27 protein-coding genes and 1 other RNA gene are annotated in these 26,200 nt (G+C 37.7%); 7 read left to right on the top strand and 21 right to left on the bottom strand.

Going from position 1 to position 26,200, the window contains the following annotated elements:
- Positions 1-643: 643 nt before the first annotated feature.
- Together KFO35_RS08950 and KFO35_RS08945 are read right to left on the bottom strand one after the other, a co-directional pair.
- Complete coding sequence (locus KFO35_RS08950) at positions 644-1,006, bottom strand: hypothetical protein (RefSeq protein WP_002310196.1); 363 nt, start codon at positions 1,004-1,006, stop codon at positions 644-646.
- A 75-nt stretch (positions 1,007-1,081) separates the two neighbouring features.
- Positions 1,082-1,462: a CvfD/Ygs/GSP13 family RNA-binding post-transcriptional regulator gene (locus tag KFO35_RS08945; protein ID WP_002290989.1), complete on the bottom strand. Its 381-nt coding sequence runs from the start codon at positions 1,460-1,462 to the stop codon at positions 1,082-1,084.
- 63 nt (positions 1,463-1,525) lie between these two features.
- Here KFO35_RS08945 and KFO35_RS08940 point away from each other — a divergent pair, with 63 nt between their 5' ends.
- A complete protein-coding gene (locus KFO35_RS08940) occupies positions 1,526-2,719 on the top strand; it encodes a MalY/PatB family protein (protein ID WP_181728961.1) in 1,194 nt (397 codons plus the stop codon).
- Positions 2,720-2,794: 75 nt separating this feature from the next.
- On the opposite strand, the gene KFO35_RS08935 is transcribed toward KFO35_RS08940, so the two are convergent.
- A complete protein-coding gene (locus tag KFO35_RS08935; RefSeq protein WP_002290993.1) occupies positions 2,795-3,379 on the bottom strand; it encodes a peptidylprolyl isomerase in 585 nt (194 codons plus the stop codon).
- 210 nt (positions 3,380-3,589) lie between these two features.
- Between KFO35_RS08935 and KFO35_RS08930 the strand changes: the two genes are divergently transcribed.
- On the top strand, positions 3,590-4,588 hold the full coding sequence (locus KFO35_RS08930) for an NAD(P)/FAD-dependent oxidoreductase (protein WP_002315792.1): 999 nt from the start codon (positions 3,590-3,592) through the stop codon (positions 4,586-4,588).
- A gap of 111 nt (positions 4,589-4,699) precedes the next feature.
- Positions 4,700-5,209: a phosphatidylglycerophosphatase A family protein gene (locus KFO35_RS08925; protein WP_002290997.1), complete on the top strand. Its 510-nt coding sequence runs from the start codon at positions 4,700-4,702 to the stop codon at positions 5,207-5,209.
- A 26-nt stretch (positions 5,210-5,235) separates the two neighbouring features.
- Here KFO35_RS08925 and KFO35_RS08920 read toward each other — a convergent pair whose 3' ends face one another.
- The 6 genes from KFO35_RS08920 to tadA form a co-directional block, all read right to left on the bottom strand.
- Entirely contained in the window at positions 5,236-5,895 is a 660-nt protein-coding gene (locus tag KFO35_RS08920) for a TIGR01906 family membrane protein (RefSeq protein WP_156271996.1), read from the bottom strand.
- Between the two features lies 1 nt (position 5,896).
- Positions 5,897-6,661: a TIGR01457 family HAD-type hydrolase gene (locus KFO35_RS08915; RefSeq protein WP_002290999.1), complete on the bottom strand. Its 765-nt coding sequence runs from the start codon at positions 6,659-6,661 to the stop codon at positions 5,897-5,899.
- 7 nt (positions 6,662-6,668) lie between these two features.
- On the bottom strand, positions 6,669-7,346 hold the full coding sequence (locus tag KFO35_RS08910) for a YutD family protein (RefSeq protein ID WP_070704731.1): 678 nt from the start codon (positions 7,344-7,346) through the stop codon (positions 6,669-6,671).
- Positions 7,347-7,382: 36 nt separating this feature from the next.
- The gene (locus KFO35_RS08905; protein ID WP_002291001.1) at positions 7,383-8,768 is read right to left on the bottom strand and encodes a bifunctional metallophosphatase/5'-nucleotidase; all 1,386 of its coding nucleotides are present in this window, start codon (positions 8,766-8,768) and stop codon (positions 7,383-7,385) included.
- A 221-nt stretch (positions 8,769-8,989) separates the two neighbouring features.
- An RNA gene (gene ffs / locus KFO35_RS08900) (signal recognition particle sRNA small type) lies at positions 8,990-9,076 on the bottom strand.
- 39 nt (positions 9,077-9,115) lie between these two features.
- Positions 9,116-9,613 carry a tRNA adenosine(34) deaminase TadA gene (tadA, locus tag KFO35_RS08895; protein WP_002291003.1) on the bottom strand — a complete coding sequence of 166 codons (498 nt, stop codon included), beginning with the start codon at positions 9,611-9,613 and terminating at the stop codon, positions 9,116-9,118.
- Positions 9,614-9,719: 106 nt separating this feature from the next.
- On the opposite strand from tadA, the gene KFO35_RS08890 reads away from it, so the two are divergent.
- Complete coding sequence (locus tag KFO35_RS08890) at positions 9,720-10,577, top strand: helix-turn-helix domain-containing protein (protein ID WP_156271994.1); 858 nt, start codon at positions 9,720-9,722, stop codon at positions 10,575-10,577.
- An 80-nt stretch (positions 10,578-10,657) separates the two neighbouring features.
- On the opposite strand, the gene KFO35_RS08885 is transcribed toward KFO35_RS08890, so the two are convergent.
- The 3 genes from KFO35_RS08885 to KFO35_RS08875 all read right to left on the bottom strand — a co-directional run bounded on the left by KFO35_RS08885 (position 10,658) and on the right by KFO35_RS08875 (position 13,053).
- The gene (locus tag KFO35_RS08885) at positions 10,658-10,993 is read right to left on the bottom strand and encodes a hypothetical protein (protein ID WP_002291007.1); all 336 of its coding nucleotides are present in this window, start codon (positions 10,991-10,993) and stop codon (positions 10,658-10,660) included.
- Positions 10,994-11,068: 75 nt separating this feature from the next.
- On the bottom strand, positions 11,069-12,439 hold the full coding sequence (locus tag KFO35_RS08880) for an RsmF rRNA methyltransferase first C-terminal domain-containing protein (RefSeq protein WP_002315789.1): 1,371 nt from the start codon (positions 12,437-12,439) through the stop codon (positions 11,069-11,071).
- 77 nt (positions 12,440-12,516) lie between these two features.
- Entirely contained in the window at positions 12,517-13,053 is a 537-nt protein-coding gene (locus KFO35_RS08875) for a TetR/AcrR family transcriptional regulator (protein ID WP_025477330.1), read from the bottom strand.
- Positions 13,054-13,372: 319 nt separating this feature from the next.
- Here KFO35_RS08875 and KFO35_RS08870 point away from each other — a divergent pair, with 319 nt between their 5' ends.
- A complete protein-coding gene (locus KFO35_RS08870; protein WP_070704724.1) occupies positions 13,373-14,863 on the top strand; it encodes a helix-turn-helix domain-containing protein in 1,491 nt (496 codons plus the stop codon).
- Positions 14,864-15,020: 157 nt separating this feature from the next.
- Here KFO35_RS08870 and KFO35_RS08865 read toward each other — a convergent pair whose 3' ends face one another.
- The 7 genes from KFO35_RS08865 to KFO35_RS08835 form a co-directional block, all read right to left on the bottom strand.
- A complete protein-coding gene (locus tag KFO35_RS08865; RefSeq protein ID WP_002287139.1) occupies positions 15,021-15,728 on the bottom strand; it encodes a zinc metallopeptidase in 708 nt (235 codons plus the stop codon).
- 78 nt (positions 15,729-15,806) lie between these two features.
- Entirely contained in the window at positions 15,807-16,145 is a 339-nt protein-coding gene (locus KFO35_RS08860; protein ID WP_002315786.1) for a zinc ribbon domain-containing protein YjdM, read from the bottom strand.
- Positions 16,146-16,256: 111 nt separating this feature from the next.
- Positions 16,257-17,219 carry a DHH family phosphoesterase gene (locus tag KFO35_RS08855; RefSeq protein WP_002315785.1) on the bottom strand — a complete coding sequence of 321 codons (963 nt, stop codon included), beginning with the start codon at positions 17,217-17,219 and terminating at the stop codon, positions 16,257-16,259.
- A 14-nt stretch (positions 17,220-17,233) separates the two neighbouring features.
- Positions 17,234-18,565: a DRTGG domain-containing protein gene (locus KFO35_RS08850; RefSeq protein WP_002315784.1), complete on the bottom strand. Its 1,332-nt coding sequence runs from the start codon at positions 18,563-18,565 to the stop codon at positions 17,234-17,236.
- 7 nt (positions 18,566-18,572) lie between these two features.
- Positions 18,573-19,253, bottom strand: a complete 681-nt coding sequence (locus KFO35_RS08845; protein WP_002291020.1) for a metal-dependent hydrolase — start codon at positions 19,251-19,253, stop codon at positions 18,573-18,575.
- A gap of 213 nt (positions 19,254-19,466) precedes the next feature.
- Positions 19,467-19,946, bottom strand: coding sequence for a YbaK/EbsC family protein (locus KFO35_RS08840; RefSeq protein ID WP_002315783.1), 480 nt, complete (start codon positions 19,944-19,946; stop codon positions 19,467-19,469).
- A 127-nt stretch (positions 19,947-20,073) separates the two neighbouring features.
- Positions 20,074-21,753 carry a ribonuclease J gene (locus KFO35_RS08835; RefSeq protein WP_002287130.1) on the bottom strand — a complete coding sequence of 560 codons (1,680 nt, stop codon included), beginning with the start codon at positions 21,751-21,753 and terminating at the stop codon, positions 20,074-20,076.
- Between the two features lie 547 nt (positions 21,754-22,300).
- Between KFO35_RS08835 and KFO35_RS08830 the strand changes: the two genes are divergently transcribed.
- Both KFO35_RS08830 and KFO35_RS08825 read left to right on the top strand, forming a co-directional pair.
- The gene (locus KFO35_RS08830; protein WP_156271992.1) at positions 22,301-23,797 is read left to right on the top strand and encodes an ABC transporter permease; all 1,497 of its coding nucleotides are present in this window, start codon (positions 22,301-22,303) and stop codon (positions 23,795-23,797) included.
- 12 nt (positions 23,798-23,809) lie between these two features.
- Positions 23,810-24,472 (top strand): ABC transporter ATP-binding protein, encoded by a 663-nt coding sequence (locus KFO35_RS08825; RefSeq protein ID WP_002315781.1) that lies wholly within the window; start codon positions 23,810-23,812, stop codon positions 24,470-24,472.
- Between the two features lie 99 nt (positions 24,473-24,571).
- On the opposite strand, the gene KFO35_RS08820 is transcribed toward KFO35_RS08825, so the two are convergent.
- Positions 24,572-24,775, bottom strand: a complete 204-nt coding sequence (locus tag KFO35_RS08820; RefSeq protein WP_002291027.1) for a CsbD family protein — start codon at positions 24,773-24,775, stop codon at positions 24,572-24,574.
- Between the two features lie 111 nt (positions 24,776-24,886).
- Positions 24,887-26,071 carry a beta-aspartyl-peptidase gene (gene iadA / locus KFO35_RS08815; RefSeq protein ID WP_002315780.1) on the bottom strand — a complete coding sequence of 395 codons (1,185 nt, stop codon included), beginning with the start codon at positions 26,069-26,071 and terminating at the stop codon, positions 24,887-24,889.
- Positions 26,072-26,200: the final 129 nt, after the last annotated feature.

Below are 26,200 nucleotides of genomic sequence, written 5' to 3'. Positions count from 1 at the left end.
TTAAAAATGTTTGTTGTCTTGAATTGAATCAAGACGCCCTACACATTTGGTTTGTCTTACTTTGTTCAGTTTTCAAAGGTCTACTTCATCGGAAGTGTTTTTCCGATTTGTTTTTGGCTGCCGTAGCAACTTTTATATCATATCAGAGCGACAAGTGATTGTCAACTCTTTTTTAAAAGTTTTTTTCGATTTCGTTTTTCGAAATCTTTCAGCAACTCATTTATCATAACTTATTGTTTGTTATTTGTCAAGAACTTTTTTTGAAGTTTTTTTCGATAGAATCGAGCTTCGCAAGTTGTTCTTTTTTAACGACTCAGTTATCTTATCATGTCATTATCAACATGTCAATAACTATTTTTTAAGTTTTTTTCAGAAACGTGATATAACGTCCACTTCCAGAATCAACGCTGTTAAATTTATCATGTATTTCTTCCTCGGTCAACTATAAATTAAGCATTACTTTGTGAAATGATTTTTCGATCAATTATTATTATTCGTTATACAAACGTTTTCTACATATTTTGAAAACAAAATTCACTAAAAAATTATCTATAGCAGAACATTTCAATGTCTTTTCTGGATCAAACAATAAAAAAAGAAGTTTGAAAAAAATTCAAACTTCTTTGTTCGCTTAATCTGTATTTTAGAAGAAAGGCACTCCCTCTACTTCGTAAGTTCCAAGAACAGAGCGCATTTGACCTGGTTCTTCCCAAATATATCCTTCGCCTAATTCTTCTCTTTGATTCTTTTGTTCAGTCTCAAAGACAAACAACGGAACATTTTCCTGATTAATATGTGTATTTGTCAATTCCATCAAACTAATCTTGCTAACATCGATATGAACTATTTCTTTTAAGAAATTAAGTATATTCGCTAAACCAGTCTTCCCTTCAGAAAGTTCCGCTAACGCAAATTCCAACTTGTCATCAATTGAATGGACCAAAAATTTTTTAGAACCATCCTCCAAATGCAACATAATTGTACCAGCAACTCTTTTGCTTGCCAAAATTTCCACCTCGATCACCTTGTTCTATGGCTTACATAAAAATTCTAGCACATTTTCAGAAAAAATACACACTTTTTATTTCTTATTTTCTTTCCGTTCTAATTCAGATAACGCTTCTTCTATCCAAATAGGTAACTGCTCCGCAATAGTAGCAAAACCGATTTTACGATTTTTATTCGTGAAATATCTTTTTCTACGATAAGGAACAGCTGGATTTGTTTTTTCTAATGTTCTTAAAGATAAACTGATTTTTTTGGAATATTCATCAATGTCGATGATCTGAACGGTTACTGGCTGCCCGACTTTTAACAATGAATGGATATTTTTCGTATAACCGGATTGTACTTCCGAAACATGAATAAGTCCTTGCGTCTCATTATCAAGAGAGACGAATGCCCCATAAGGCTGTATCCCTGTTACTTTTCCTTCAATTATTTGTCCAATTTTATAAGTCATCTACTTCCCTCTCTTCGCATTTATCATTATACTGTAAATAGCTCAAAAAAAGAAGCGACGAAAATGACTGGAGGTATTGAGATGATCGAATTTGATAAAAAGATTTCAAGAAAAGATACAGAAAGTGTAAAATGGGACGCGATTGCCGAGACATATCAAATGGATGATTTACTTCCTTTGTGGGTAGCAGATATGGATTTCTTATCTCCCGAGGGGGTAGCTAATGCGTTTAGTGAATACATCAAACACGGAATCTTTGGTTATGCCACTCTGTCTGATAAACTCTATCAGGCTATCATTCATTGGGAACGTCAACGCCATGCTGTTGAGTTGACGAAAGAAAATATTGTTTTTACAAGTGGTGTGTTGACTAGTTTAGCTGCAGCAGTACAAACTTTTACAAAACCAGGTGATTCTATTTTGGTTCACGACCCAGTTTATCCTCCATTTTCCTCTATTATAGAAACAAATCAACGTCACATTGTTCGAAGCTCTTTGCTAGAAAAAAATAATCATTTTGTCATGGACTTTTCTGACATGGAGAAAAAAATAGAAGAAAACAATGTAAAAGCAATGATCTTGTGCAATCCTCATAATCCAGGAGGTCGCGTTTGGAACAAAGAAGAATTGAAACAGTTAAGCGAATTGTGTTTAAAACATCGAGTGTTTCTGTTTAGTGACGAAATCCATCAAGATTTGACTTTATTCGATCATACATTTACTTCCATGCTGACGATTAATCCCGATTTGGACGATTTGCTCATTGCCTTTACTTCTGCAACAAAGACTTTCAATTTAGCTGCAATCAAAAATTCAATGGTATTTATCAAAAATCCAGAGCTGAAAGATAAATTTGAAAAACATCTAGTGATGAATCAACAGCACGAAATCAACACTTTTGGTTTGATTGGGACTCAAGCGGCTTATGAGACCGGTGGAGAATGGTTAAGTCAACTGATTCCTTATCTAGAAAAAAATGTTCAAACAGTTAATCAGTTTTTTGAACAGCATCTTCCGAAAGTGAGAATAATGAACCCTGAAGGAACTTATTTAATGTGGTTGGATTTTACCGCTTATATTTCAGACGACCAGAAATTAGAGAACACTCTAGTGAGAAAAGGAAAGGTCGTATTAAATCCTGATATCACATTTGGGCCTTCCGGTCATGGACATATGCGCTTGAATATTGCTTGTCCAGAAGAAACTTTACTAGAAGGACTTCATCGAATCAAGCACGCTTTAGAAACAATCGAATAAATCAGTTATCAAAGTAAAAGGACGAGACCTTACTAGGTTTCGTCCTTTTCTATAATTGCTCCGTATCATACCAAACTATTCTGAAATTTCAATTGTTTCTATCACTACATCATGTACAGGGCGGTCTTGTGGACCACGTTGCACATTTGCAATTTCATCTACTGTATCCATTCCTTCCAGTACATGTCCAAAGACTGTATGTCGGAAATCTAACCAAGGGGTTCCGCCACCTTTATACGCTTCAATGATTTCTGATGGGAATCCAGCACCTTCTAATTGTCCAAGCATATTAGCTGGCACATTTGTGTTATTTACAATAAAGAATTGGCTTCCGTTTGTGTTTGGACCTGAATTTGCCATAGATAAAGCTCCGCGAAGGTTGAACAGTTCACGACTGAATTCATCTTCAAAACTTTCTCCATAAATACTTTCTCCACCCATTCCTGTTCCAGTTGGATCGCCGCCTTGAATCATGAAATCAGGAATAACACGGTGAAAAATCACGCCATCATAATAACCTTTTTTGGAAAGTTCAATGAAATTTTGAACCGTCTTCGGTGCTAGTTCAGGGAATAATTGAACAGTAATATCACCACGGTTTGTTTTGATAACAGCTTTTGGTCCTTTTTCACTTTTTAAATCTAGTTGTGGGAATCCCATATTGTTTCCTCCTATTATTTGCATACTTCATAAATAATAATAACATAATACCTAACCTTCCGTAAAAATACTAGATTTGTTTTTCTTTATTTTTTCATCACTGCCTGCATTCCATGAATAAATTCTATGACTGACCATTTCAACTTCAAATATTTTTGAGAAGCATTCTCAATTAAATTCTGCTATAGTGTGAAAAGGGAGGAATTTTTTATGGAAATCTATGACATTACAATTATCGGTGCAGGTCCTGTGGGGATGTTTGCCGCTTTTTATGCAGGAATGCGCCAAGCTAAAACAAAAATCATTGACAGTCTACCTCAACTTGGTGGTCAATTAGCAACATTATATCCTGAAAAATATATTTACGATATCCCAGGTTATCCAGCAATCAAAGCAAGTGAATTAATCGATCAATTAGAAAAACAGTTAACTACTTTTAACCATACATTTCATTTAAAAGAAGAAGTTCTCTCGCTTACTCGTGAAGACGAAGTTATCGAGATCACTACAAATAAAGGCATACATTATTCTAAAGCAGTCATTTTAGCTTTAGGAAATGGTTCATTCCAGCCAAGAAAATTGAATTTAGATAATGCTGAAGCATTCGAAAACCACGGATTGGATTATTTCGTAAATGATTTGATGAAATATGCCGGAAAAAAAGTTGCTATTGCTGGAGGCGGCGATTCTGCTATCGATTGGGCATTGATGTTGGAGCCTATTGCAAGCGAAGTTTACCTGATCCATCGTCGTCCGGAATTCCGTGCGCATGAACATAGCGTATCACGTTTGAAGTCTTCATCTGTCAACTTGCTTACTCCATATCTAATCGATGGATTGTCTGGAAACGATGGAGAACTGTCAGATATCCGCTTAAAAAAAGTGAAGAGCGATGAAACAATTGATTTGATGATTGATGCTCTGATCGTCAATTATGGATTCACTTCTAATTTAGAACATCTCTCTTCTTGGGGACTTGATAGTACCAGAAATGCCATCACTGTAAAATCAGATATGTCTACTTCTATTCCAGGTGTTTATGCAGCTGGTGATATCTGTACCTATGAAGGAAAAGTGAAACTGATTGCTACTGGGCTCGGTGAAGCACCTACCGCAGTGAACAATGCTTTACACTACATTAATCCAAAAGAACGGACTCAGCCTGGTCACAGCACAAGCTTATATGATAAAAATCTTCGTCCTAGTTGATTTTTTAGATTCCTCTGCATTTCACGCGAGATCCGAAAGCAGTTTCTTGCATTTTTTTCATGTTCCGTTAACATGAAATAGAGAAAGAAAAAATAAAGGGGGAGCAATAATATGGTCGTCAAAACTGAGACTTTAGAAGAAAAAGCAAGAGAACTATTGAAGGAACGTGGCGTAACTGTAGAAGATATCGCACAACTTGTCATGTTTTTACAAAAAGACTATATTTCTGATTTGACTTTGGCAGATTGTACTGAAAGTGTCAACAGCGTATTAACAAAACGTGAAGTACATAACGCCATTATCACCGGAATCCAATTAGATATATTAGCAGAAAAGAAAAGATTGATGGATCCGTTGCAACACATTATCGAAGATGACGAAGGTCTTTACGGTATCGATGAGATCTTAGCTTTATCAATCGTGAATGTTTACGGTACGATTGGCTTTACGAACTATGGCTATATCGATAAAGTGAAACCTGGTATTTTAAAAGAACTAAACAGCCACGATGGCGTTCATGTCCATACCTTCTTAGATGATATCGTCGGAGCAATCGCCGCTGCTGCTGCCAGTCGATTAGCACACAAAGAACCAGAAAAAAGAAGTCGACTTACTCAATAAATCAAAAAAAGAAAGAAAACGTCTATTTAGACGAGTTCTTTCTTTTTTGTTTGTTTCAAACTATTTTTCCCTAAGAAAAGAAAAATAGCAAAAAATACTTCTAATACTACAAAGAACAAGATAAAGCTATGCATGAAAAATTCTTCTGGAAGTACATTGATGATTGGATCAGTTACAGGATCGAATAACCAGTCATCGTTGTTGAAAAACGTTTCATGAAAAAGGATAAAAAAGCGATCAAATCCAATCATCATGAAAAAAACGAAAATAACTGGCAGCAACATGCCAATCTGAAACGGACGAATCAATCGCCAAAGACGATCATTCTTTTGCAAATATCTGATAAACAAAATACTTGGGATCAGAGTGATGAAAAATACAGCATAATCCACTAAAAACAAAATTTTCACTTCATAAAAATGATGAGCGCCGCTAGCAGAAACTGGAAAGTCCGGCAAACTGAGGACTGTTTGGAAGGGATTATTAAGATAATTCATCAGGTGATCAAAATTTTTCAGTAATGTCTCTTGGTCTAAAGAAGTATAATCCAAAATATGCAAATGTCCGATATCAAATACATACAGCGGTCGAAAATTGATCGTCACTCCAACTGCCAAACTGATCAGCGTCAGAAACAGGCTGAATAATCCGGCATATTCCAACCACCGCCATCTCGAATTTTTCATATTAGAAGCTCCATTCATCCAATGATCGTTTCACATAGGTAGCTGGGATAGGCAGCCCAGGTACATCTTCTTCTTTTGTGAAACCTGATAAAACGAGCAAAGTATCGATATTATTACGTATCCCTGCTTGGATATCTGTTTCATAGTTATCTCCAACCATGATTACTTCTTCTTTTTGCAGACCTAATACTTCAACGGCTTTATCCATAATGATTGCTTCTGGTTTTCCGATATAAATTGGTGGAGTTTGGGTTGCTGTCTCGACGAAAGAGATGACTGACCCAGCTCCAGGAAGAAGACCTCGTTCTGTAGGTATATTCTTATCCGGATTCGTTCCAATGAAAGTAGCCCCTTTTTGAATAGCAAGAGTTGCTTTGACGACCTTTTCATAGGTCAAATAATTATCTAGCCCTACTACTACATAGTCAGGAACCTCTTCTTCCCATGTAAATCCGGCAGCTAAAATCAAGTCAATCAATCCGGCTTCTCCGATAACATACACTTTTTTTCCTTTTCCATCTGTTTTCATGAAATCAATTGTAGCCAAAGTAGCTGTATAAACTGTTTCTGGTGCTACATGAATGTCAAACTCATCTGCTAGACGATTAGCCACTGTTTCTGGCGACTTAGTCGTGTTATTCGTAACAAATAAGAAAGGCAATTTCCTTTTTTGTAATTCTTCCACAAACCGTTTTCCTGCCGGTATAGGTTCCGTCCCGCGATAAATCGTCCCGTCTAAATCAATTAAATATCCTTTATAATCCATTCATCCACTACTCTTCCCTTTTTCTTATCGTAAATGCTGTTTTTGTTTTTTCCACTTGTTTAGATTGTTCCTGTTTTTTTACTTTTTCAGAGGTTTTTGCTGACTCTGTTTTTCGGTTTTTAATAACCGTTTTTTTGCGATTCGATGTGACTGGTCCTTTTTTCTCATCGATATACGCACGATTATGGTTTTTTTTCTTTTTTCGGCGCTGAGTTGTCTTTTCTTTTTTACCGCCGATTCTTTCGATGACAAAATACGCACAACCAAAATTGCAATATTCGTAAAGATAGTCTTCCAATGAATCAATTCGCTGATCCGGATGCGCCCGTCGATTATCCGCTCGGAAGAATCCTTTTAAACGTAGTTGTTCATAACCCCAATCTCCTACGATATAATCATATCGGGCTAATACATCACTGTATCGTTCTCCCAGTTTTTCTGCATTAAATCCTTCACGATAATCGGACACAAGCCGATAATGTCTTTCGCCTACCAAAAAATTACTGTCATCTAACAGCGTCACTAATTCACCTTTGACTTTTTCTGCTTTCGGCTCCTCGACGATTTCTTCCAAAGCAGCTGTCAATTCTTCTGTGACTGTTTTTTCCTGTTCAGCTGATGATTTTTTCTTAGCAATTTCTGTTTTATGCTCAACGTTCTGCTGTTCATTTTGTTTTGCAGACATGCGTTCACCACCTATCTTTTTTATTATACCTTGTTTTTATTTGATTGGGTAGTGAGCTTTCAAGTAATCTCCTACCACGCTTCGGATAAATTCAGGAAACAAAAATTCATTTTTTCCAACAATTTCGATCGTTGGAAAAAATGGGACAAACATTAGATGATCGACGGTAGTAAAAGTATAATTTTTAGTCGGATCGACTGGCTTGTTCTTCCAAAAGACTTGGTGGTTAACAGAATCATACGTGATTCCATTATAGACCATCTGTCCAAAAATCTTGCCGCGAAATCCCATTCCCTTCATCGGATAGTTACGTAAAAAAAGACGATTTTTTTCTATTTCTAAAACTAAACGAATCAGATCATTTCCACCCAATGTGACATTCAGCAAGTGCATTGGATGTGGCAATGCCGTGTGAAGCTGATCTTGATTGACCCGTCCTTTTGGAATTTCAGTTAAAAACAGACCACTGTTTAATATTGCGGCGTCCGTCTTTCCTCGTTCTTTCACCGCCTCAAGGGCTACTTGGATAAACGAATGCTCACTGAAGATATCTAGGCTTAAAGAAAACGGCAAATCCGCTACTTCTTTTTCTTTTAGCAGCTCATGCCCCTGTTCTAAGTAACCGTTTACCTCTTGTTCATCTTCTGTAAAAGCTGTCATTGTTTCTGTAGGGATGGCTTTGGCCGAATGCTTAAGGATTTTTTTTTCTTCATCGATGGTTAAATGGACTTCTCCCACATACTGACCGTATTTGCCAGCTGCTGCTATTTGGACATCGTTGACTACATGACCTTCTCTGAATAAATGATGGGTGTGCGAACCTAAAATAACATCAATTGCTGGTATTTCTTTTGCAATTTGTAAATCATCTTGAATCCCGAGATGACTCATCAAAACTAAAACATCCACTTGTGGACGTAAATCTTCGACTAATTCCGGCAAAATATCATATGGATTGCGTATGTCCCAGCCATTTGGATTATACGTAAGCGGGAACGGGGCAGTAAATGCAATCAAGCCAATTTTTGTCTGGTGTTTCGTTGTAATGATTTTATACGGTTTCGTCCATATCGGTGGCTGCAACGTATTTTTATCGAACAAGTTATCAAGGATGATATCAAACTCAGCATGATCATATAAATGATTTAGATCTTCTTTGGAATTTCCTACGCCTTCATTGTTTCCTATCGTCGCTGCATCATAACCAACTTCATTCATCAGCAAGATATTCGCCTGTCCATTCGTTGCCTCTGATAATGGATGCCAACGATCCACAAAATCACCTAGATCGACTGTAATCGTTGTTGTATTTTCTTTCTTTTCGTTTTCTCGTTTACGCTGATCTAAGAATCTTCTGATCCTTGGCCAATTTTCTAAATGTGAATGCAGATCATTCGTATGTAAAATCACTATTTTTTCCATGTGTCCTCTCGCCTCTCTTTATCTTCATCATACCACAGGCAGCTTTTTCTTCCATTGAAACAAGCTCCATTTCAGAGCTTTTCCTGCCTAAAAGCAAATTACATAAGTATAATATTCGATAAAATAGTCTGGCTAAAAGAACGAAAAACCATTCAGTTTTATAGCCTAATTATTTCTAGAAATAAAAAAAAAAAACAGACCCGAAAGTCTGTCGTCGTTTCATTATAATCAGACACATGGCGGAACCTGCTTAGTGCTGCTTCCTTCCAGACCTGACACGCTTCACAAGCCCACCATTGTCCTAGCCTTTCGGCAAAGAATAGTATACCTTATTTTTCATTCGTTGACTAGTCTTTTTTTAATTTCTTTTTTCGCTGACGTAGCTTTCGAAAAAAGTCAGTCAAAATCATCCCGCATTCGTCTTCTAAAATGCCACCTTCTACATACGCTTGATGGTTGAATCGTTCGTCTTCCAAAAGATTCATCAAAGTGCCGGCTGTTCCGCCTTTCGGGTCATATGCACCGAAATAAACTTCTGCTACACGAGACAAAATCATCGCGCCACTGCACATAGGACAAGGTTCCAAGGTAACAAAAAGAGACGCATTTTCTAAGCGCCAACTTCCAACTTTTTCACAGGCTTCCTTGATTGCAAGCATTTCTGCATGTGTAGTAGCATCTTGTGTCGTTTCTCTAAGGTTATATCCTTTTCCAATTACTTCTCCCTCTAATACAACCACTGCTCCAATCGGAACCTCATGGAGCACTTCTGCTTTTTTTGCTTCTGCCAATGCAAGGCGCATCCATTTTTCTTTATCTACTGCATCAAGATTTGTATTAACCAATTATCCTTCCCTGCCTTTGTTTTTTCTTGTTTTACTTTAGCATATGACAAAAAGGCTGTAACTAACTTTTTTTTCTATGGTAAAATAAATACAAGAGGTGAACAAGATGAAAATGAATAAATTACTTGCTCTTTACCCACAAGCACAGAAAAAAAGCTGTCCAGCGTCAGAAGCTGATATCCTTTCTTTTGCAGTTGATGATGCTTTTATTTGGATCAAAAGCGATTCACTATCCCAACAAGAAACTAGTCTTTTGAAAGCGTTATTCCCTATAGTCAGCGATCAAAAAAAACATCCATGGTATCACTATCTTTTTAAAGATGCTTCTTGCATCCAAGAAAAAAGCTTTCGCTTGATCCAGCTTCACGTCGAATCGAAAGGAGAATTCTTAAAAAAAGAATGGCAAGATACTATTTTGGAATTATTTCGCTATTCTGCTGATTTCTTCTTTTATACAGATACTGATGCTCTCTTGATCGAACAAAAAAATTGTGATTATCTTGATGCTGCTGAGATCAATGGTATTTTTCTATCTTTAGATGCTGATTTTGATACGACAACGTCTGTATTCGTTGGTTCTTTTCATTCACCAGGTAGCGACCTTGTCCCTTTGTTTGCTGAAGAAAGAAGAATTTTTTTAACAGAGCAAAACAATCTCTATACTCACAGCCGTACTTTTTCTATGCAAGATGTTGCTTTACATTACTATACAAAAGATGTCATAAAAGATAGTGCGTTGATCAAAAGTTACATAGAACTGATCAAACAAAATGAAATGGAAGAGATCATTCAAGAATTATGGAATGAATTAGGTAATGTCAGCTCTGCTGCAAAAACATTGTTTCTTCATCGGAATACGCTAAAATATCGAATCGAAAAATTTCAAGAACAATCAGGTTTCAATCTAAAAAAAGCCAATGATTTACTGTTTTGCTACCTTTTATTGATTCATGAACATGATTAAAGATAAGTTAAAGGGGTTATGACAAAAATTTTGTCACAACCCCTTATTTCGAATGAATAGTGTTCAAAAGCTAGTTTCTCTTACATCATTTTTTCAACAAAATGCATAAGGCGATCTTTTACGTCTTCGGTTGAGTCTTTGATGGAATCACCGTAAACAGAGATTTTCTTTTTTCCTGATTTTATTTTTGCTAACATCCCCATCAAAGAATCCAAGTCACTATCTGACAGATCATCTACGATTTCCATCAATTTTTCATTTCCATCGAATTTGTCATGGACGAATTTTTTTACTTTTGTCCGAGTAGTCATATGATGGATCTTTTCCATTACTTTTCCCGATACGACGACTGCTGTCGCTACACTGGCAGCGGCTGCTACGCTTAATCCAATTGTTACTTTTGTTGATGTTTTCATAAGTATCAGCTCCTTTTTATCTACTTCAATCATAGCATAGACAAAAAAATAAACGAACTAATCCACTCATCGAAATCAGCGAAATCTTAATCCTTTAGGAAAAAAGTTCTTTACTGTTCCTTTTACTTGTTTACCAAAACCGACAGGTATCTTATCCAATACTAATAAAACCCATCCTTGATCCCCATCACGTTGAAATGTTTCTCCTGCTGTGTAAGATTGCCATTCCTTTTGAGTGATCGACAAACAAGGGATGTTTTCTGTCTTTTTCATAGCAAGTGCTAAGGCATAGCTAGGTTCAAATCGATTCTTTTTGAAATCTCCTAAATGCAAACCTGTACGCATGACTTTCAAACCATCAAGAGAAGGGAGCAACTCAGGAACTTCCCAAAGATGATCGTTGAACACTAAAAGTCTCCCAGTGATTTCATAATGGAAATCCATTGAAAATTCCGTCCAAAGTTTTTCCTGTTCTTTTGTCAATTGTTCTTTCCGTTTCTTACGTACTTTCTTTTCTTTACACGTCGGGTTTTGTCCATGAAAAGTCAACTTTGCGACAAAATGCCCTTCTCCTTGATTTTCATGAGGCCATATACGTACTGTTTTGTCCAAACCATCTACGCTTCCCCATTCAGGACGTCCTGAACTAACGGTTTGAGACAAAGGGATTTCTTCAATTGTTACTGGATAATTTTCTACAAGCCAGCTAATAATCTCTTCATTTTCTTCTGGTGCAAACGTACAAGTAGAGTAGATCAGCTGCCCTTCATGTTTTAGCATCTTTATTGCTGAAGACAAAATCTCTTGCTGACGTTTTTGACAGTGTAGCGGAGATTCTTCTGTCCACTCTTTTACTGCATTCGGGTCTTTTCTGAACATCCCTTCCCCTGAACAAGGCGCATCAACCACGATTCGATCAAAAAAACCGGAAAAATGAGGAACAAGCTCTGCAGGTGCATGATTTGTCACTATTGCGTTCGAAACTCCCCATCGTTCTATATTTTCTGATAGGATCTTCGCGCGTTTCGGAAATATCTCATTTGACACTAATAACCCTTTGCCTCTCATTTGAGCAGCTAATTGGGTCGATTTACCGCCGGGAGCCGCACACAAATCCAACACTTTTTCTCCGGGTTTTGCTGCAGCAACTGTTCCAACGATCATTGCACTTGGTTCTTGGCTATATTCGTACCCAGCTTGATGGAGGAAAGACTTTCCATTCACAGTGCCAAGAAATCCCTCATTGCTGTAGGGAGCGGGTTGCAATTCTTCGCTATGGTAAGTTTGAACCATAGCCAATCCTGCCGGTTTTAGTGGATTCCACCGAAATCCTTTTTTTGCGCTTCCTTGCTCAAGTGCGCAAAAAAATTCAGTTGATTCTTCGCCTAAAAGAAGACGGTATTTTTTGATAAATTGCTGTGGTAACGTTGTAGCTTCCTCCTTCATTCAAATGTTTCGTTAGACATTTTACAATCTTTTTTACGAAAAATAAAGGTGGCTGATCTACTTTTTCATGTTGCTTCCTAAGATAACTGGTCCTTTAAGATACTTTCCAAGTATTCATCCGTCACCTCGTTTTTATCCCAAACAGCGTTCATCGTTTCAAAAAAATCTTGAGAAAAATTATCTGAGCTTAAACTTCCCAATGCATTAAGCCAAAGCAATTCAAGCAACTTTTCTTCTTTGATTTTCGTGTGGCTTTTGATGTATGAGAAAAATGGCCGTTTAAATAGCGAATTCATGTCTAATTCAGATTTTGCAATGATTCCACGGATACTTTCATGGATAGAAAAAAAATCTTTCAGCAAGTAGACCGTGCTTAGAACATCATTGGAATTGCATTCAGCTAAGTATCGTTCAAAGCAAACAGTGATTTCTTCTAATATTTTCTCCTTTAACCCGCTGATCGATTTGAAATGTGTATAAATCGGATATGTAGAGCACCCGCAGAAATCCGCCAGATCTCTTGCAGTAATTGATTTCATTCCATATTCTTCCACATATACCATACTTTTGAACAGCAAGTATTCTTTACTATAATTCGTTACTCTCCCCATTATTCTTACCTCCTTCCCTCTTCAACTACCCTCTAATAAATAACATACAATATTAAAAAAATAGCGAAATAATCACTGATAACCTTCATAATCACTTTAGATATATCCATTAAAAATCAAGTATATTTACTTCTTATACAAGAAAGCCTTGACAAAACATCCTATGAAATAAACAATAGAATAAACAAGGTGATAACTAGATTTAAATAACAATATATACAAACAAAAGGCGTTACTCTGTGAGAATAACACACACTGAAATGACTTTCCACTCACAGTTTTTGTCTAACTATATACAAAAACAGAATAAAAGGAGGCTATTATGTTAATTGAAGCAAGAAAAAAAGAGTTGCTTGTTCTGCACAGGGTCATTCAAAAAAAAAATTGTTCTTTACAGGAATTAGCCAATGAATTGCATATTCCAAAACGAACAATCAAAGAGTTGATTCGGAAAGTAAATTTTTCGCTCAAGCAATTTTTATTGATGGAGGAATTTATTTATTCTAACCATAAAGGAGAGATCTACACCAAAGAAACCGATCAACCTAAAAAGCTAGCTGTTTTTTATAAGTTAAGATTACGCTACCTACAAGAATCCAATCGTTTTAATTATTTAATGTTGCTGATCAATTATCCACAATCTGCTGTACCAAAAAAGTATTTACTTGAACAACTTTATATATCGCCCTCCTATCTCGAAAAGCTGACAAAACAGCTCAATCATTCATTAAATAAATTCCATTTAAGGATCGTATCTGTACAAAACTGCTGTGTTCTTGAAGGAAACGAATTATCTATCCGCCTTTATCTTTATTTTTTTCTTTCAGATACATTCGAAGGAGACGATTGGCCGTTTTCCTCTCTTGAATTAAATACACTAAAAAAGAAAAGTAAGGATGAGCACAGAGAAAAAAATCCAAAACAAGAAAAAAACATCTATTTATTACTTGCTTTATTCATATGTCGTAACAGACAACAGGCACGTTTTTCGAAAATTTCTCCTGAAATTACTGAATTAATGGATTTGTTGCAGCGTACACATGATTATTCAGAATGCTTTACTTCTTTTTCAGCGATTTATCCCTGTGAAGAGGTAGAAACGGAAAGAGCCTACTTCAATTATTTTTTCTATTGTTTTTTTCCAAATCAAATTTCATTCCAACAAAAACAGGTGATTGGTTTCTTATTTTCCACAAGCAAAAACCTTATTTGCCAACAAGTCGATCAATTGATGACTTACTTAACTCAACAGTTTCCTATCAATCATTTGGAAGACAAAAAACCGATCTATTTTTATTTTCTCGTACTAGCAGTTATTCTTTTGGAACTGTTAGGTGAATCTAGCAGTAGCTTTTCTACACTCTGCTTTCCAGAAACTACCTCCAATCAAACAGCTTCTTTTATACAGGAAAAAAAATTAAGAGAAAAAATCGACACAATTTTTTCAAACTCTAGAAAAAAAGTTCAATTAAGTCAATACCTTAGTCAATTGATCCAACACTTATTACAAACAGAAATGAAAGAACAATTACTCATCCACTTGCAGATAACCAAACCATTCACAGGGAATTACCATCTGCAAAGTCATTTACAGAAACTATTTCGCAATGAAGCAATCAAGATTATCGAATATCCTGAACATGCTGATTTGATTATTACAGATCAGCATGAGAAAATATCAGCTGAAACGGAAACTTTCTATCTAGATACAAACCACGATACAGTATTATTCGGTGAGTTGATAAAAGCGATTCAAGAACTGTATATGAAAAAAAGATATGAGAATAAAACAAAGAGCGTGGGACAAAAGTAAAGAACACTTTTGTCTCACGCTCTAAACACGTATAAACGACGGAAGCAGAAGCAACTCCTTCGGAAATAAGCTGAAATTCACAAAAATTTGAAAAGCAATTTTCGTGAATTCCTTCTTATTTCTTGGAGTAAAACGCTTCTGTCCCAGCCTCTTTATGTTAATCTCTTCGGTTACCGCCAAACAATAAAATCAGACGCAGTAGTTGCAAGAATGTCGAAAGCGCCGCTGCAACGTAAGTCAATGCCGCTGCAAACAATACGTGTCTTGCCATCGGTACTTCTTCTTCCGTCAGCAGTCCGCCTTCACTCAAAATTTGGATTGCTCGACGAGATGCGTTGAATTCAACTGGTAATGTCACCAATTGGAAGAGTAACGCTAAAGAAAAAGCAAAAATCCCGATATTGATCAACGTAGAGTTCCAACTAAGCAATACACCTACCATAATCAATGGGAACGAAATCATCGAACCAAAGTTAGCTGCGGGAACAAGTGCCGCACGGATCTTCAATGGAACATACCCCGAAGCATCTTGCACCGCATGTCCGCATTCATGAGCTGCTACACCTATCGCAGCAACTGAAGTAGATTGCGCAGTCGCTTGAGACAGGCTCAGCATCTTATTACCTGAATTGTAGTTATCTGTGAGATCTCCGGCAATTTGTTGAACGCCAACATTATTTATTTGTTGGCTTTGCAATATATATTGTGCTGCTTGTGTACCAGTCACGTTGTTTTTGCTTCTCACTTGATCATATTTGCGGAAAGTACTATTGACATAAGCAGACGCAATTCCGGAAATGACTAATCCAAGAATGACCAAAAGAAATGTCGGATCTAAAAAACCATACATTCCATAACCATACATTGTCGTTTCACTCCTTTTTGTTTCCTTTATTTTATCATTAGTAGCAAGAAAAGAATGTGAAAAGACCTTGAATATTCTTTAATTCTTTTTCACAAATTCCGATTTCAGTTTCATCGGTCCAAATCCTTCTACTTTACAATCGATATTATGGTCGCCTTCTACTAAGCGGATGTTTTTGACTTTCGTTCCTTGTTTAATGGCACCTGATGCACCTTTTACTTTCAAATCTTTGATCACTGTCACGCTATCGCCTTCTGACAGACGGTTTCCATTTGCATCTAATACCACTAATCCGTCTTCTATGACAGCTTTTTGTTCTTCTTTGCTCCATTCGTTCCCGCATTCTGGGCAAATCAACAGACCTCGATCTTCATATGTGTACTCTGAGCCGCATTCTGGGCAATTTGGTAATGTCATCTTCTTTCTCCTTTAAAATCTTTAGTGAGCACTATTGTAACGGAAAAAGAAGATGTTGAAAAGATACATTTGTGATTTTTACCACAAAAGGAACGTTTTCGAATGAAGTTGTTACTTCGTTTCTCTACTCTTATACGATTGGCAAATGTCTTGAATCTCTTTATAGATTTCCTCTACTTCTGCTAAATCTTTTGCATTCGCACCACTTGCTAATGGGTGGCCTCCCCCATGATGGCGTTTCGCTAATTCATTGATGACTGGTCCCTTAGAACGTAAGCGTACGCGGTAATGTCCTGAAGGCTGCTGAACAAAAATACCCCAAGCTAGTACTTCGTCGATCACTCCAGGAAGAGAAACGATTGAAGCCGTCTCTGAATCATCGATTCCATATTTATCAAGAATTTCTTCCGGAAGGATTATTCTTCCTGCACCATTTTCATCCACCTGGATATTTTGATAAAGATAACCGGAAAGTTTAGCGACTTTCATCGGCATTTGCTCAATCTCTCTATTCAAAGCACTTGCATCAAATGGATAATTTCTCAATATCGATGCAATCTCTAATGTACGGGACGTCGTGGAGGGATACAAAAAGCGCCCTGTATCTCCGACGATTCCCGCATAAAGTAACCGTGCAGCTTCCACGTTCATCTTAAATAATTCAGGAAACATCAAAGCAAATTCTGCAATCATCTCACTACAACTGCTTGCTTTTGTATTTACCCACACAAGATCTCCATAAGGGTCATCATTGGGATGATGATCGATTTTGATCAGCTTTTCTGCTAACTGATATCTTTGATCACTGATTCTGGGTGAATTAGCTGTATCGGTCACGATGACTAGCGCTCCTTGATAGAAGGCATCTTCAACCTCTTGCATTTCTGCTAAAAAGCGAAGACCATCAATCGTTTCACCTACTTGTCGTATTTCTTTTTCTGGGAAACTTTCCCGTAATAGTTCAGCTAATCCTACTTGTGATCCTAACGCATCAGGATCAGGGCGCAAATGCCTGTGGATAATGATTTTATCGTATTTTTTTATTGTATCTACTATTTCTTGCTGTACTGTCATTTCACTCCTGCTTTCTAAGAACGTTCCATTACTTGACAAACAACGATTGCTTTGGAAACGATGGTATTTTCAATAAATACTTCGATATCCAATTTAGCGGAACGTCTGCCGATTTCCAATACACGTGGACGAATGTCCAACTCGCTTTCCAATTGGATCAGCCGCAAATAATGTAGGTTCACTTGTTCAATCAAGATATTTCGTTTTTGGTTCATCACCATTGTTTTTTGTGCGACATCAGAAATGATTTCGCTAAGTACACCAAAAGAAATGGTTCCAACACCATTGACCATTTGTGGTGTCACTACAAATTTGAACTTAGGGTTTTCCAAACGGTTCCCTTCACGATCGGTATCAATCGTATGGATATTTCCAGATATCTGATCTGAAATCGTATCTGCAATCTGCGGTTGTCGCTGGACAAGCTGCATCGCTTTCATTACATCTTGCCGGGTAATCAAGCCTTCCAATGTCAAGTCATCGGAAACGACCGGCATGACTTCCAGCCCATCCCAGATCATTTGATGGCTAACAGAAGCAATACTCATTGTTTTCTTTACACTGATTGGTTCTTTCGTCATCACTCGATCAATGATCTGATTTGGTGATTTCCCTAAAACGTCTTTTGCCGTAACGATCCCCATCAAACGGTGATGGCGGTTAACGACTGGAAAACGTGAATGTTGCGTTTCTTCTGACAAACGTTGATAATCAGATATCGTATCCATCTGATGCAAATAATGTGTCTTTTCTGCCGGCATGTAGATATCGCTAACAAGCATAATATCTTTTTTGATCAATTGGTCACTTAATACTCGGTTGATCATGGTAGCGACTGTAAATGTATCATAAGAAGTGCGCAAGATTGGCATTTCAAGTTCATCGGCTAGCTTTGCAATCTCAGCAGTCGTATTGAATCCGCCTGTGATCAATACTGCAGCGCCATCTTCCAATGCTAATTTTTGGACTTCCGCCCGATTGCCGACGATCATCAGTGAGCCTGGTGTAATATAGCGTTCCATGGCATGTTTAGTCATCGCACCAATGACGAATTTATTCAAGACCTTGTCTAATCCTGCCGAGCCACCTAAAACGTCCCCCTCAATGATCCGGACGACTTCGCCAAATGTCAAACGTTCAATATGTTTTTTTAATTTACGTTCGATACGAATCGTACCTACTCGTTGAATCGTTGAAACTAGTCCGACATTTTCCGCATCTTTGATTGCACGGTACGCTGTTCCTTCACTGACATTCAATTCTTTTGCGATGCTTCTTACAGAAATTCGATTGCCCACAGGTAAACTTTCAATATATTCTAAAATCAAATCATGTTTTGTCGCCATTTTCTGCCTACACTTCCAGCGTTTCCGAGACGCTCATTATTTTTCCTTCGCTATCTTCCAGTAATGCTACAAAAGATTCAGGATCTTGTTCAATAACAGGGAACGTATTGTAATGGATTGGAACGACTTTCTTGGCACGAATTGTTTGTGCAGCCCGAGCCGCATCCTCTGGTCCCATCGTATAGTTATCACCAATCGGCAAGAAAGCAACATCAATATCGAATTCCTCTGCAAGCAATCCTAAATCACTGAAATAAGCTGTATCTCCTGCATGATAAATCGTTTTGCCTTCTGCTTGGATAATGATTCCGCTAGGCTCACCCATATACTGAACGATACCATCTACTTCATAGCTTGAACTATGCTGTGCATGGACGAATTTTACTGTGCCGAATGGAAATGCATGTTTTCCGCCGATATTCATACCGAATGAATCTACTCCTCTGCTATTTGCATAATCAGCGATCTCAACAATACTGATAACCGTGGCTTGATTTTCTTTTGCAATAGGGATCATATCTCCTATATGGTCACTATGTCCATGAGTAATCAGCAACCAATCTGTCTTTACTTCTTCTGCAGTTAAATCTGACAATGGGTTTCCTGTAATAAACGGGTCAATCATCACACGTTGGCCATTTTCCATTTCAATCGTTAAACAAGAATGTCCATGATACGTAATTTTCATATTCTACACCTCACGTTTTCTCTGTATCTTTTTTATTAAAACCGATTTCATTACTTGCACATCAATGAAAAAATATAGTTACTAAATATATTTTCATTGGATTGATAGTACAGTATGCACAAAGTAATTGTAACAGATAATACAGGATGCACCAAGTACCAAGCAGATATAATCTCAAGTTTGAGCTCTCTGCTTGGCTCCTCTTCTCGTCACTTAACTAATTAAATCAGCGTAAATAGGATGGACGATTTTTTCTAAATCAGCTACTTTTATCTGGAGGCTTCTCCCGATTTCACCGCTCGACACAATCACTTCTTCTTTTTCTTTTAAAGAACTGTCTGCTAAAAAACAATAATCAGGATGTGCGAGTTTTATTCCAATAGGGGTATTCGCTCCGTGAGGATAGCCTGTATGTGCTAATACAAAATCCATTCCAGGAAAACCGACTTTACGATCTTTCGTCACTTGTCTCGTTTTTTTATAATCTAAATGATCATTCAAAGGAATCAATGCGATGATCACCCCAGTTTTGTTCCCTTTTACTACGAGAGTTTTACATATCAAAGCTGGATCAATCCCTCTTTTTTGTAGTTCTTCTGTGAAAGATCCCTCTACTATATGACTAAAATCAAGTGGTTGATAGGTGATTTTTTGTTCTTCTAAATAACGTTCGACTTTTGTTTGACTCATCATTGATCCACTCCCTTTATTCTATCGTTTATTATAAAACGAGGGATACTGTATTCAAAAATCATTTGTTTCCCTCAAAAAAAGAGCAAGACGAGCACTCTATAGAGAGAGCCATCTTACTCTTATTTATTTATTTCTTATTTCGGCGTTGAGTAGCTTCCATGATGACTGGCAAGATCACAGGACGTCGTTTTGTTTGTTCAAATAAGTAACGACCTAATTGATCACGAATATCTTGCTTTAATTTGCTCCACTCAAAATCATTGCTTTCTAAATGTTTCTCGACGATCGTTTCGATCATGTTGCTACTTTCTTTCATCAGATCACGGCTAGCTTTTACGTAAACGAATCCTCGTGAAGTGATTTGAGGTTTTGAGATGATTTTCTTCTCTCTTCGGCTAATAGTGACAACCGCTACGAAAATCCCATCTTCTGATAAGATTTTCCGATCACGTAAAACAATGTTTCCGATATCGCCTATGCCTAAACCATCAATCATTACATTTTCTGCACTTGTAGTTCCTGCAACACTCATACGTTTATTCTTATATTCCAGCACATCTCCGCGTCCAGTAATATAGATATTTTTGTAAGGCATCCCTACTGCATGAGCCAAATCTGCGTGAGCAGCTAATTCCCGATATTCCCCTTGAACTGGCACAAAATATGTCGGCTTCATCAAATTGATCATCAATTGCAAATCATTAGGATTGGCATGACCAGAAACACGCATATTCTCAGAAATCAATTTCACTGTTCCACCAGCTCGATAAATGATATCTTCCGTTTTCGCCACGATTGTTTCCATCGCGATGCTTGGCGTAGTAGTGATATAAACCAAATCCCCTTCTTCGATCTTGACATTACGGTGTGTGCCGTTTGCCATTTTTTGCAGAGACTTGATGGGTTCACCCATTCGGCCAGTTTCTAAAATGATTAGTTCTTCTGGATCATAGTTTTTCATGTCTTTCAATGTAACAAGCAAATCTTCACTTGGTAATTGAAGTTTTTCTAAACGCATCGCTGTTCGAATAATTCGTTCGAAATCTTGACCAGTCAAGACAACTTTTCGTTGTGCTTTTTCTGCTGCGTCCAATACTTGTTGCACTCGTTGCAAATTACTTGCTACACAGGCGACGATGATGCGTCCTTCCCAATATTTGATCGTATCAAATACTTCATCAGCTATCTGAGCTTCAGAAGCTACAGGTTGAGGATTCTCTGCATTTGCCGATTCACTCAGTAAAGCTAAGACTCCTTCTTTGCCGATTTCTGCCAATCGTGCATAATCTGTTTGATACATCGGGATAGCCGTTTGATCAAATTTAAAATCTCCCGTATAAACGATACTACCTTCTTTTGTTTTCAGATTGATCCCCACTGAATCTGGTATCGTGTGAGTGGTACGGAAAAAGCTCACTACTGTTTCACCAAAGTCGATTTCTGTATGCTCATCTACCACATGGAAATCCTTAAATCCTTTGGCTGCTTCGTTACGACTGACATTCAATTTTGCTAACTCGATCGTCAACTCCGTTCCAAATACTGGTACAGAAATTTTCGACAACAAGTAAGGAAGCGCCCCGATCGCATCTGCGTGCCCGTGTGTTAAAAAGACACCAGCTACACGATCAATGTTTTCTTCTAAATACGTAAAATCTGGGATTACGACGTCGATTCCCAGCAACTCATTTTCAGGATATTTTAGCCCACAATCTAATATGAAAATATCCTCGCCCACTTCTGCGACATACATGTTTTTTCCATTTTCGCGAACGCCGCCTAATGGGATAATTTTAATGGTACTCACAAATTTCACCTCTTCTTATGACATCCAAGTTTAAAGATGTCGATTTTCTTCTTTATCTAAATTTACGAGCCATTCCAATGAAGCACATGCAAAATCACTAGTTCTCAACTTATGGAGAATCAGCAGGAAAATTACCAGCACATCCGCGTTCTGACAGTTGGATGGGCATTTTATTTTGGATATACTTCATTAACAAAATGGATCTTTTGCGAAACGCTATAGCCAGAATCCTTATATAAGTATTCGGCTGTTCCCCATTATTATACAACAAATGAACTAAATCGCTAGTATCAGCAATTGTTAGAATCACTAAGTAAATGAAAATTCCTCTGTAACATCTAGGATTTCTTTTGCTGTTTCTCTTTCATCTCTTCTTCGTCGGTTTGAAACATACTTTTTTCATTTTACCACATTTTTTGCAATAACTATAGTGACTTTTTATATATACAGAACCTCGAGTTGATGATATGCAAACAGCATAAGATTTAAGCTAGTTTTAAGATAGGTTGTCTATTATCAAATGCATCTACTAGGAGGGATGCAAGATATGAATTTTATGAAACGTGCATGGAAAAGTACAAAAGTAAAATGGGGACGTTCATTGTTATTATTTGCCGTGTTCACAGCCATTCTTATTTTTGTGCTAGCTGGCCTCACGATTCGAAGCGCTGCAGAAGAAGCAGCGAATCAAGCACAAAAAGAAGTTGGAGCAACAGTGACTTTAAGTGCCAATCGAGAAGCCTCATTTAAAAAACAGGAACAAACTTCTTCAAGCAATTCTACCGCTGAAGAACGTCCAGATCCGGGCAGTTTTTCTCTTACCCCAGTATCCTTAACGGACGCGGAAAAAATAGCTAAATTAGATAATGTAAAGAGCTATTCCTTTGAAAGTTCCGCCTCAGCTATGGCAAAAGATGGAATAACTGCCATCACTAGTTCTGATTCAAGTGAAGACAGTTCAGAAACTACCGATGCAGGCGGTGGACCTGCCGGAGGAATGGGCGGAAATCCGCAAATGACTCAAGCAGATTTTCAAATCAGCGGTGTGTCAGCAACTGCACAAAATAGTACTTTTTCTGATGGGACAGCAAAAATCACGGATGGTGAAGGAATAGATGACAGCGACAAAGGCACAAACAACGTAGTCATTGATTCTACGCTAGCAGAAGCAAATGACCTGACAGTCGGAGATACTTTCACAATCACGAGTACTGAAGAAGAAGATACCACTTATGAAATGACGGTCAAAGGAATTTATGAATCTAGCGAAACAAGTAGCAGTATGGGTATGAAATTCAACTTCATGAATCCGTCGAATACACTTTACACCTCTTATACTTTTGCAAATGAATTAAATGGGACATCTGACGATAACACGATAGATTCTGCTGTTTACACTCTATCTGATCCAGATGAAATGGATAAATTTCTCGAAGAAGCAGAGAAGCTGATCGACACAGATACATTTAGCTTACAATCAAATGATTCCATGTATCAGTCAATGTTGGAACCTTTAAACAATGTGGCAAGTTTTTCTAAAAATGTTGTTTTACTAGTGGCTGTAGCCGGTATTATCATACTTACTCTGATTATCATGATTACCATCCGGGAGCGTCGGCATGAATTAGGCGTCTTGTTGTCTTTAGGAGAATCCAGAAGTAAAATCATTCTCCAATTGTTTACCGAAGTTGCTATTTGTATGATTCTTGCATTAGGAGTTGCTTCGATTAGCGGGAACGTCGTCGCGAATGCCGTGGGGCAGCAGCTACTTGACCAACAGACAGAAACCACGACACAAAACCAACAAGCTCCTGGCGGTGGACAAATGCCAGGTAACGGACAAGGCGGTCAACGTGGGGGTCAACAAGGAAACATGAATAATCCATTTGCTGTTTCTGATCAAGTCAGCGAATTGGAAATCAATGTCAAACCTACACAATTAGGACTACTAGCCGGAGTAGCATTTGGAATCAGCCTGCTTTCTGTCTTTTTAGCTTCTATAGGGATATTAAGATTAAACCCAAGAAAAATCCTATTAAATTAAAGGAGGAATTTGATGTTACGGACAGAACAATTGGGATTTTGGTATCAAGATCCGCAAGATGCGCTTTATAAAGATGTAGAACTGAATTTCGAAGCTGGAAAAATGTACGCTATTTTAGGAGCAAGTGGTTCTGGAAAAACGACTTTTCTTTCGCTTATTTCCGGATTAGATACACCAAAAGAAGGAAAGGTATACTATCAAGATCGTTCACTGAACAAAATCGGGTTAAGAAGTTATCGTAAAAATGATGTCTCGATTATTTTCCAAGCTTATAACTTGCTTCCATATTTATCAGCTCTAGACAATGTCATAACAGCAATGGAGATCACTAAAACCAAACAAGAGAATTATCGACAAGTTGCTTTAGATCGACTGGCTCGTGTAGGAATTGATGAAGTATTAGCAAAAAAACAGGTGACCAAACTTTCAGGAGGTCAGCAACAGCGAGTCGCTATCGTTCGTGCTATCTGTTGCGAACATCAACTGATTGTAGCTGATGAACCTACTGGGAATCTGGATGAGACCGCATCACAAGATATCGTCAAACTTTTCCAAGAAATCGCCCATGAACAAAATCGCTGTATTATCATCGTGACCCATGAGGTCGAAGTAGCAAAAAGCTGCGATGAAGTCTTTGAACTAAAAAATAAAGAATTTCAAAAAATAGAAGTTTAAAAAACAGGATAACTTTCAAACAAAAAATCCGAACCATATCTATGAAGCAGATACGGTTCGGATTTTTATTTGCTTGATTCATTTAGTAATGAACGTTGTTTATTTGTTTTCATCTTTTCGAGAGAATTTGTCTTTGATTTCATCGCCCAAATCACGAGCTTTTTCTTTGATATCAGAACCTAGTGATTGTGCTTTTCCTTCTGTTTCTTTGCTCTTGTCGTCTGTTGCTTTGCCGTATGCTTCTTTTCCTTTACCGACTACTTTGTCTTTCATGTCTTTAGAACGCCCTTTTAAATCTGCCATTGTGTTTCCTCCTCTTAATTTGTTTATTGATCTACTTTCAGGGTAACATCAACAACAGATACAGACAAACAGAACGCTCGTTTTCTAAAAAAGGATGAGACAGATAGTGGATCAAAAACTTTTTTCGAAAGTTCCCCATACTTTGACTTCTTTTTCTTGGACCATTATTTCTCCTTTAGCAATAACTGTATCGATATCAAGCGTTTCTTTGTCCAAGATACACAAGTCTGCATCTGCGCCAATTTCAATTTTTCCTTTTTTATCCAATTTCAATATACGTGCTGGGTTACTGGTTATAGCTCGCAAGGCGATTTCCAGAGGAATATTTTCTTTTTGCACAGCTTCTTTGATCCCTACTAGCAATGCCTTAGCACTTCCTACTCCTAACCCTAGGAAATGATTGTTTTCATCAAAATAAGGCAAGCTTCCTTGTCCATCTGAGGTCATCGTGAAATTATCTAAAGAAACATCTTCCTCAATCAATCGTTTCAATGCTTTACTGAAGCGCACTTCCCCATCTGTCTTCTCCCAAAAATCAGGGTCTTCGCTAGCGGTGAAGTCAATCGTGCCGCCACGTTTAGCAAATGCCACGCAAGCTTCAAATAATTCTGGTGTACGATTCGCATGAGTAGGCAAAAACTGTGTGATCGGAATTTCTGTTTCTTCTACAATTCGTGTCAATAACTCTAGCTTTCTTTTTCCTCCGCCTAAGTGGACATTGATGATCCCAGCTTTTCCCGACAACATGCCTCCTACACGAGCATCTGCTGCTGCACGGGCGAACTCTTCAAAACTTGGCTGAGAAGAACGGTGATCGGATACTGCGATTTCTCCGATTCCGATGATTTTATCGATTGTTAAAAAGTCTTTGATGATCGAATCTGTTACTGTTTTTACCGGCAATCGGTACGAACCCTCGTACACATAAGTGGAGATTCCTTCTGCTTCAAGTCCTTTCGCTTTGCTGATCAAAGCAGTCATATCTCGACCTTCTCCGTCTGTTCCCAAGCAACCGACAACTGTCGTTACACCAGCTGTAGTCAATTGACTTAATGTAACTTCTGGTGTTCGGTTTTGATAACCGCCTTCTCCTCCTCCGCCTAAAATATGGAAATGACAGTCAATGAAACCTGGAGTCAGTACTTTTCCCTCACCTGAAAGTTCTTCTACTTCCACTCCTTCGTAGCCGCCTTCTAGCTGTTCTTCTACAGCCAAAATCTTCCCACCGGCAATCAATACGTCCATTTTTCCTAAGTAATCTGGTGCAAACACTTCAATTTGTCGGATGATCTTCATACATTTTTCCTCTTTCTTTAAGTATAACTGATGATAGGATCTTAAAAAATAATCCAAACGATAGAATCTTTACTCCTTTGATTTTACCGTAAAATGACGGTTCTTGGAGTCATTTATCTACTGTTTGGA

This window comes from Enterococcus lactis (assembly GCF_015751045.1).
GTDB lineage: Bacteria > Bacillota > Bacilli > Lactobacillales > Enterococcaceae > Enterococcus_B > Enterococcus_B lactis.
This window is presented reverse-complemented; position numbering and strand designations above follow the sequence as displayed.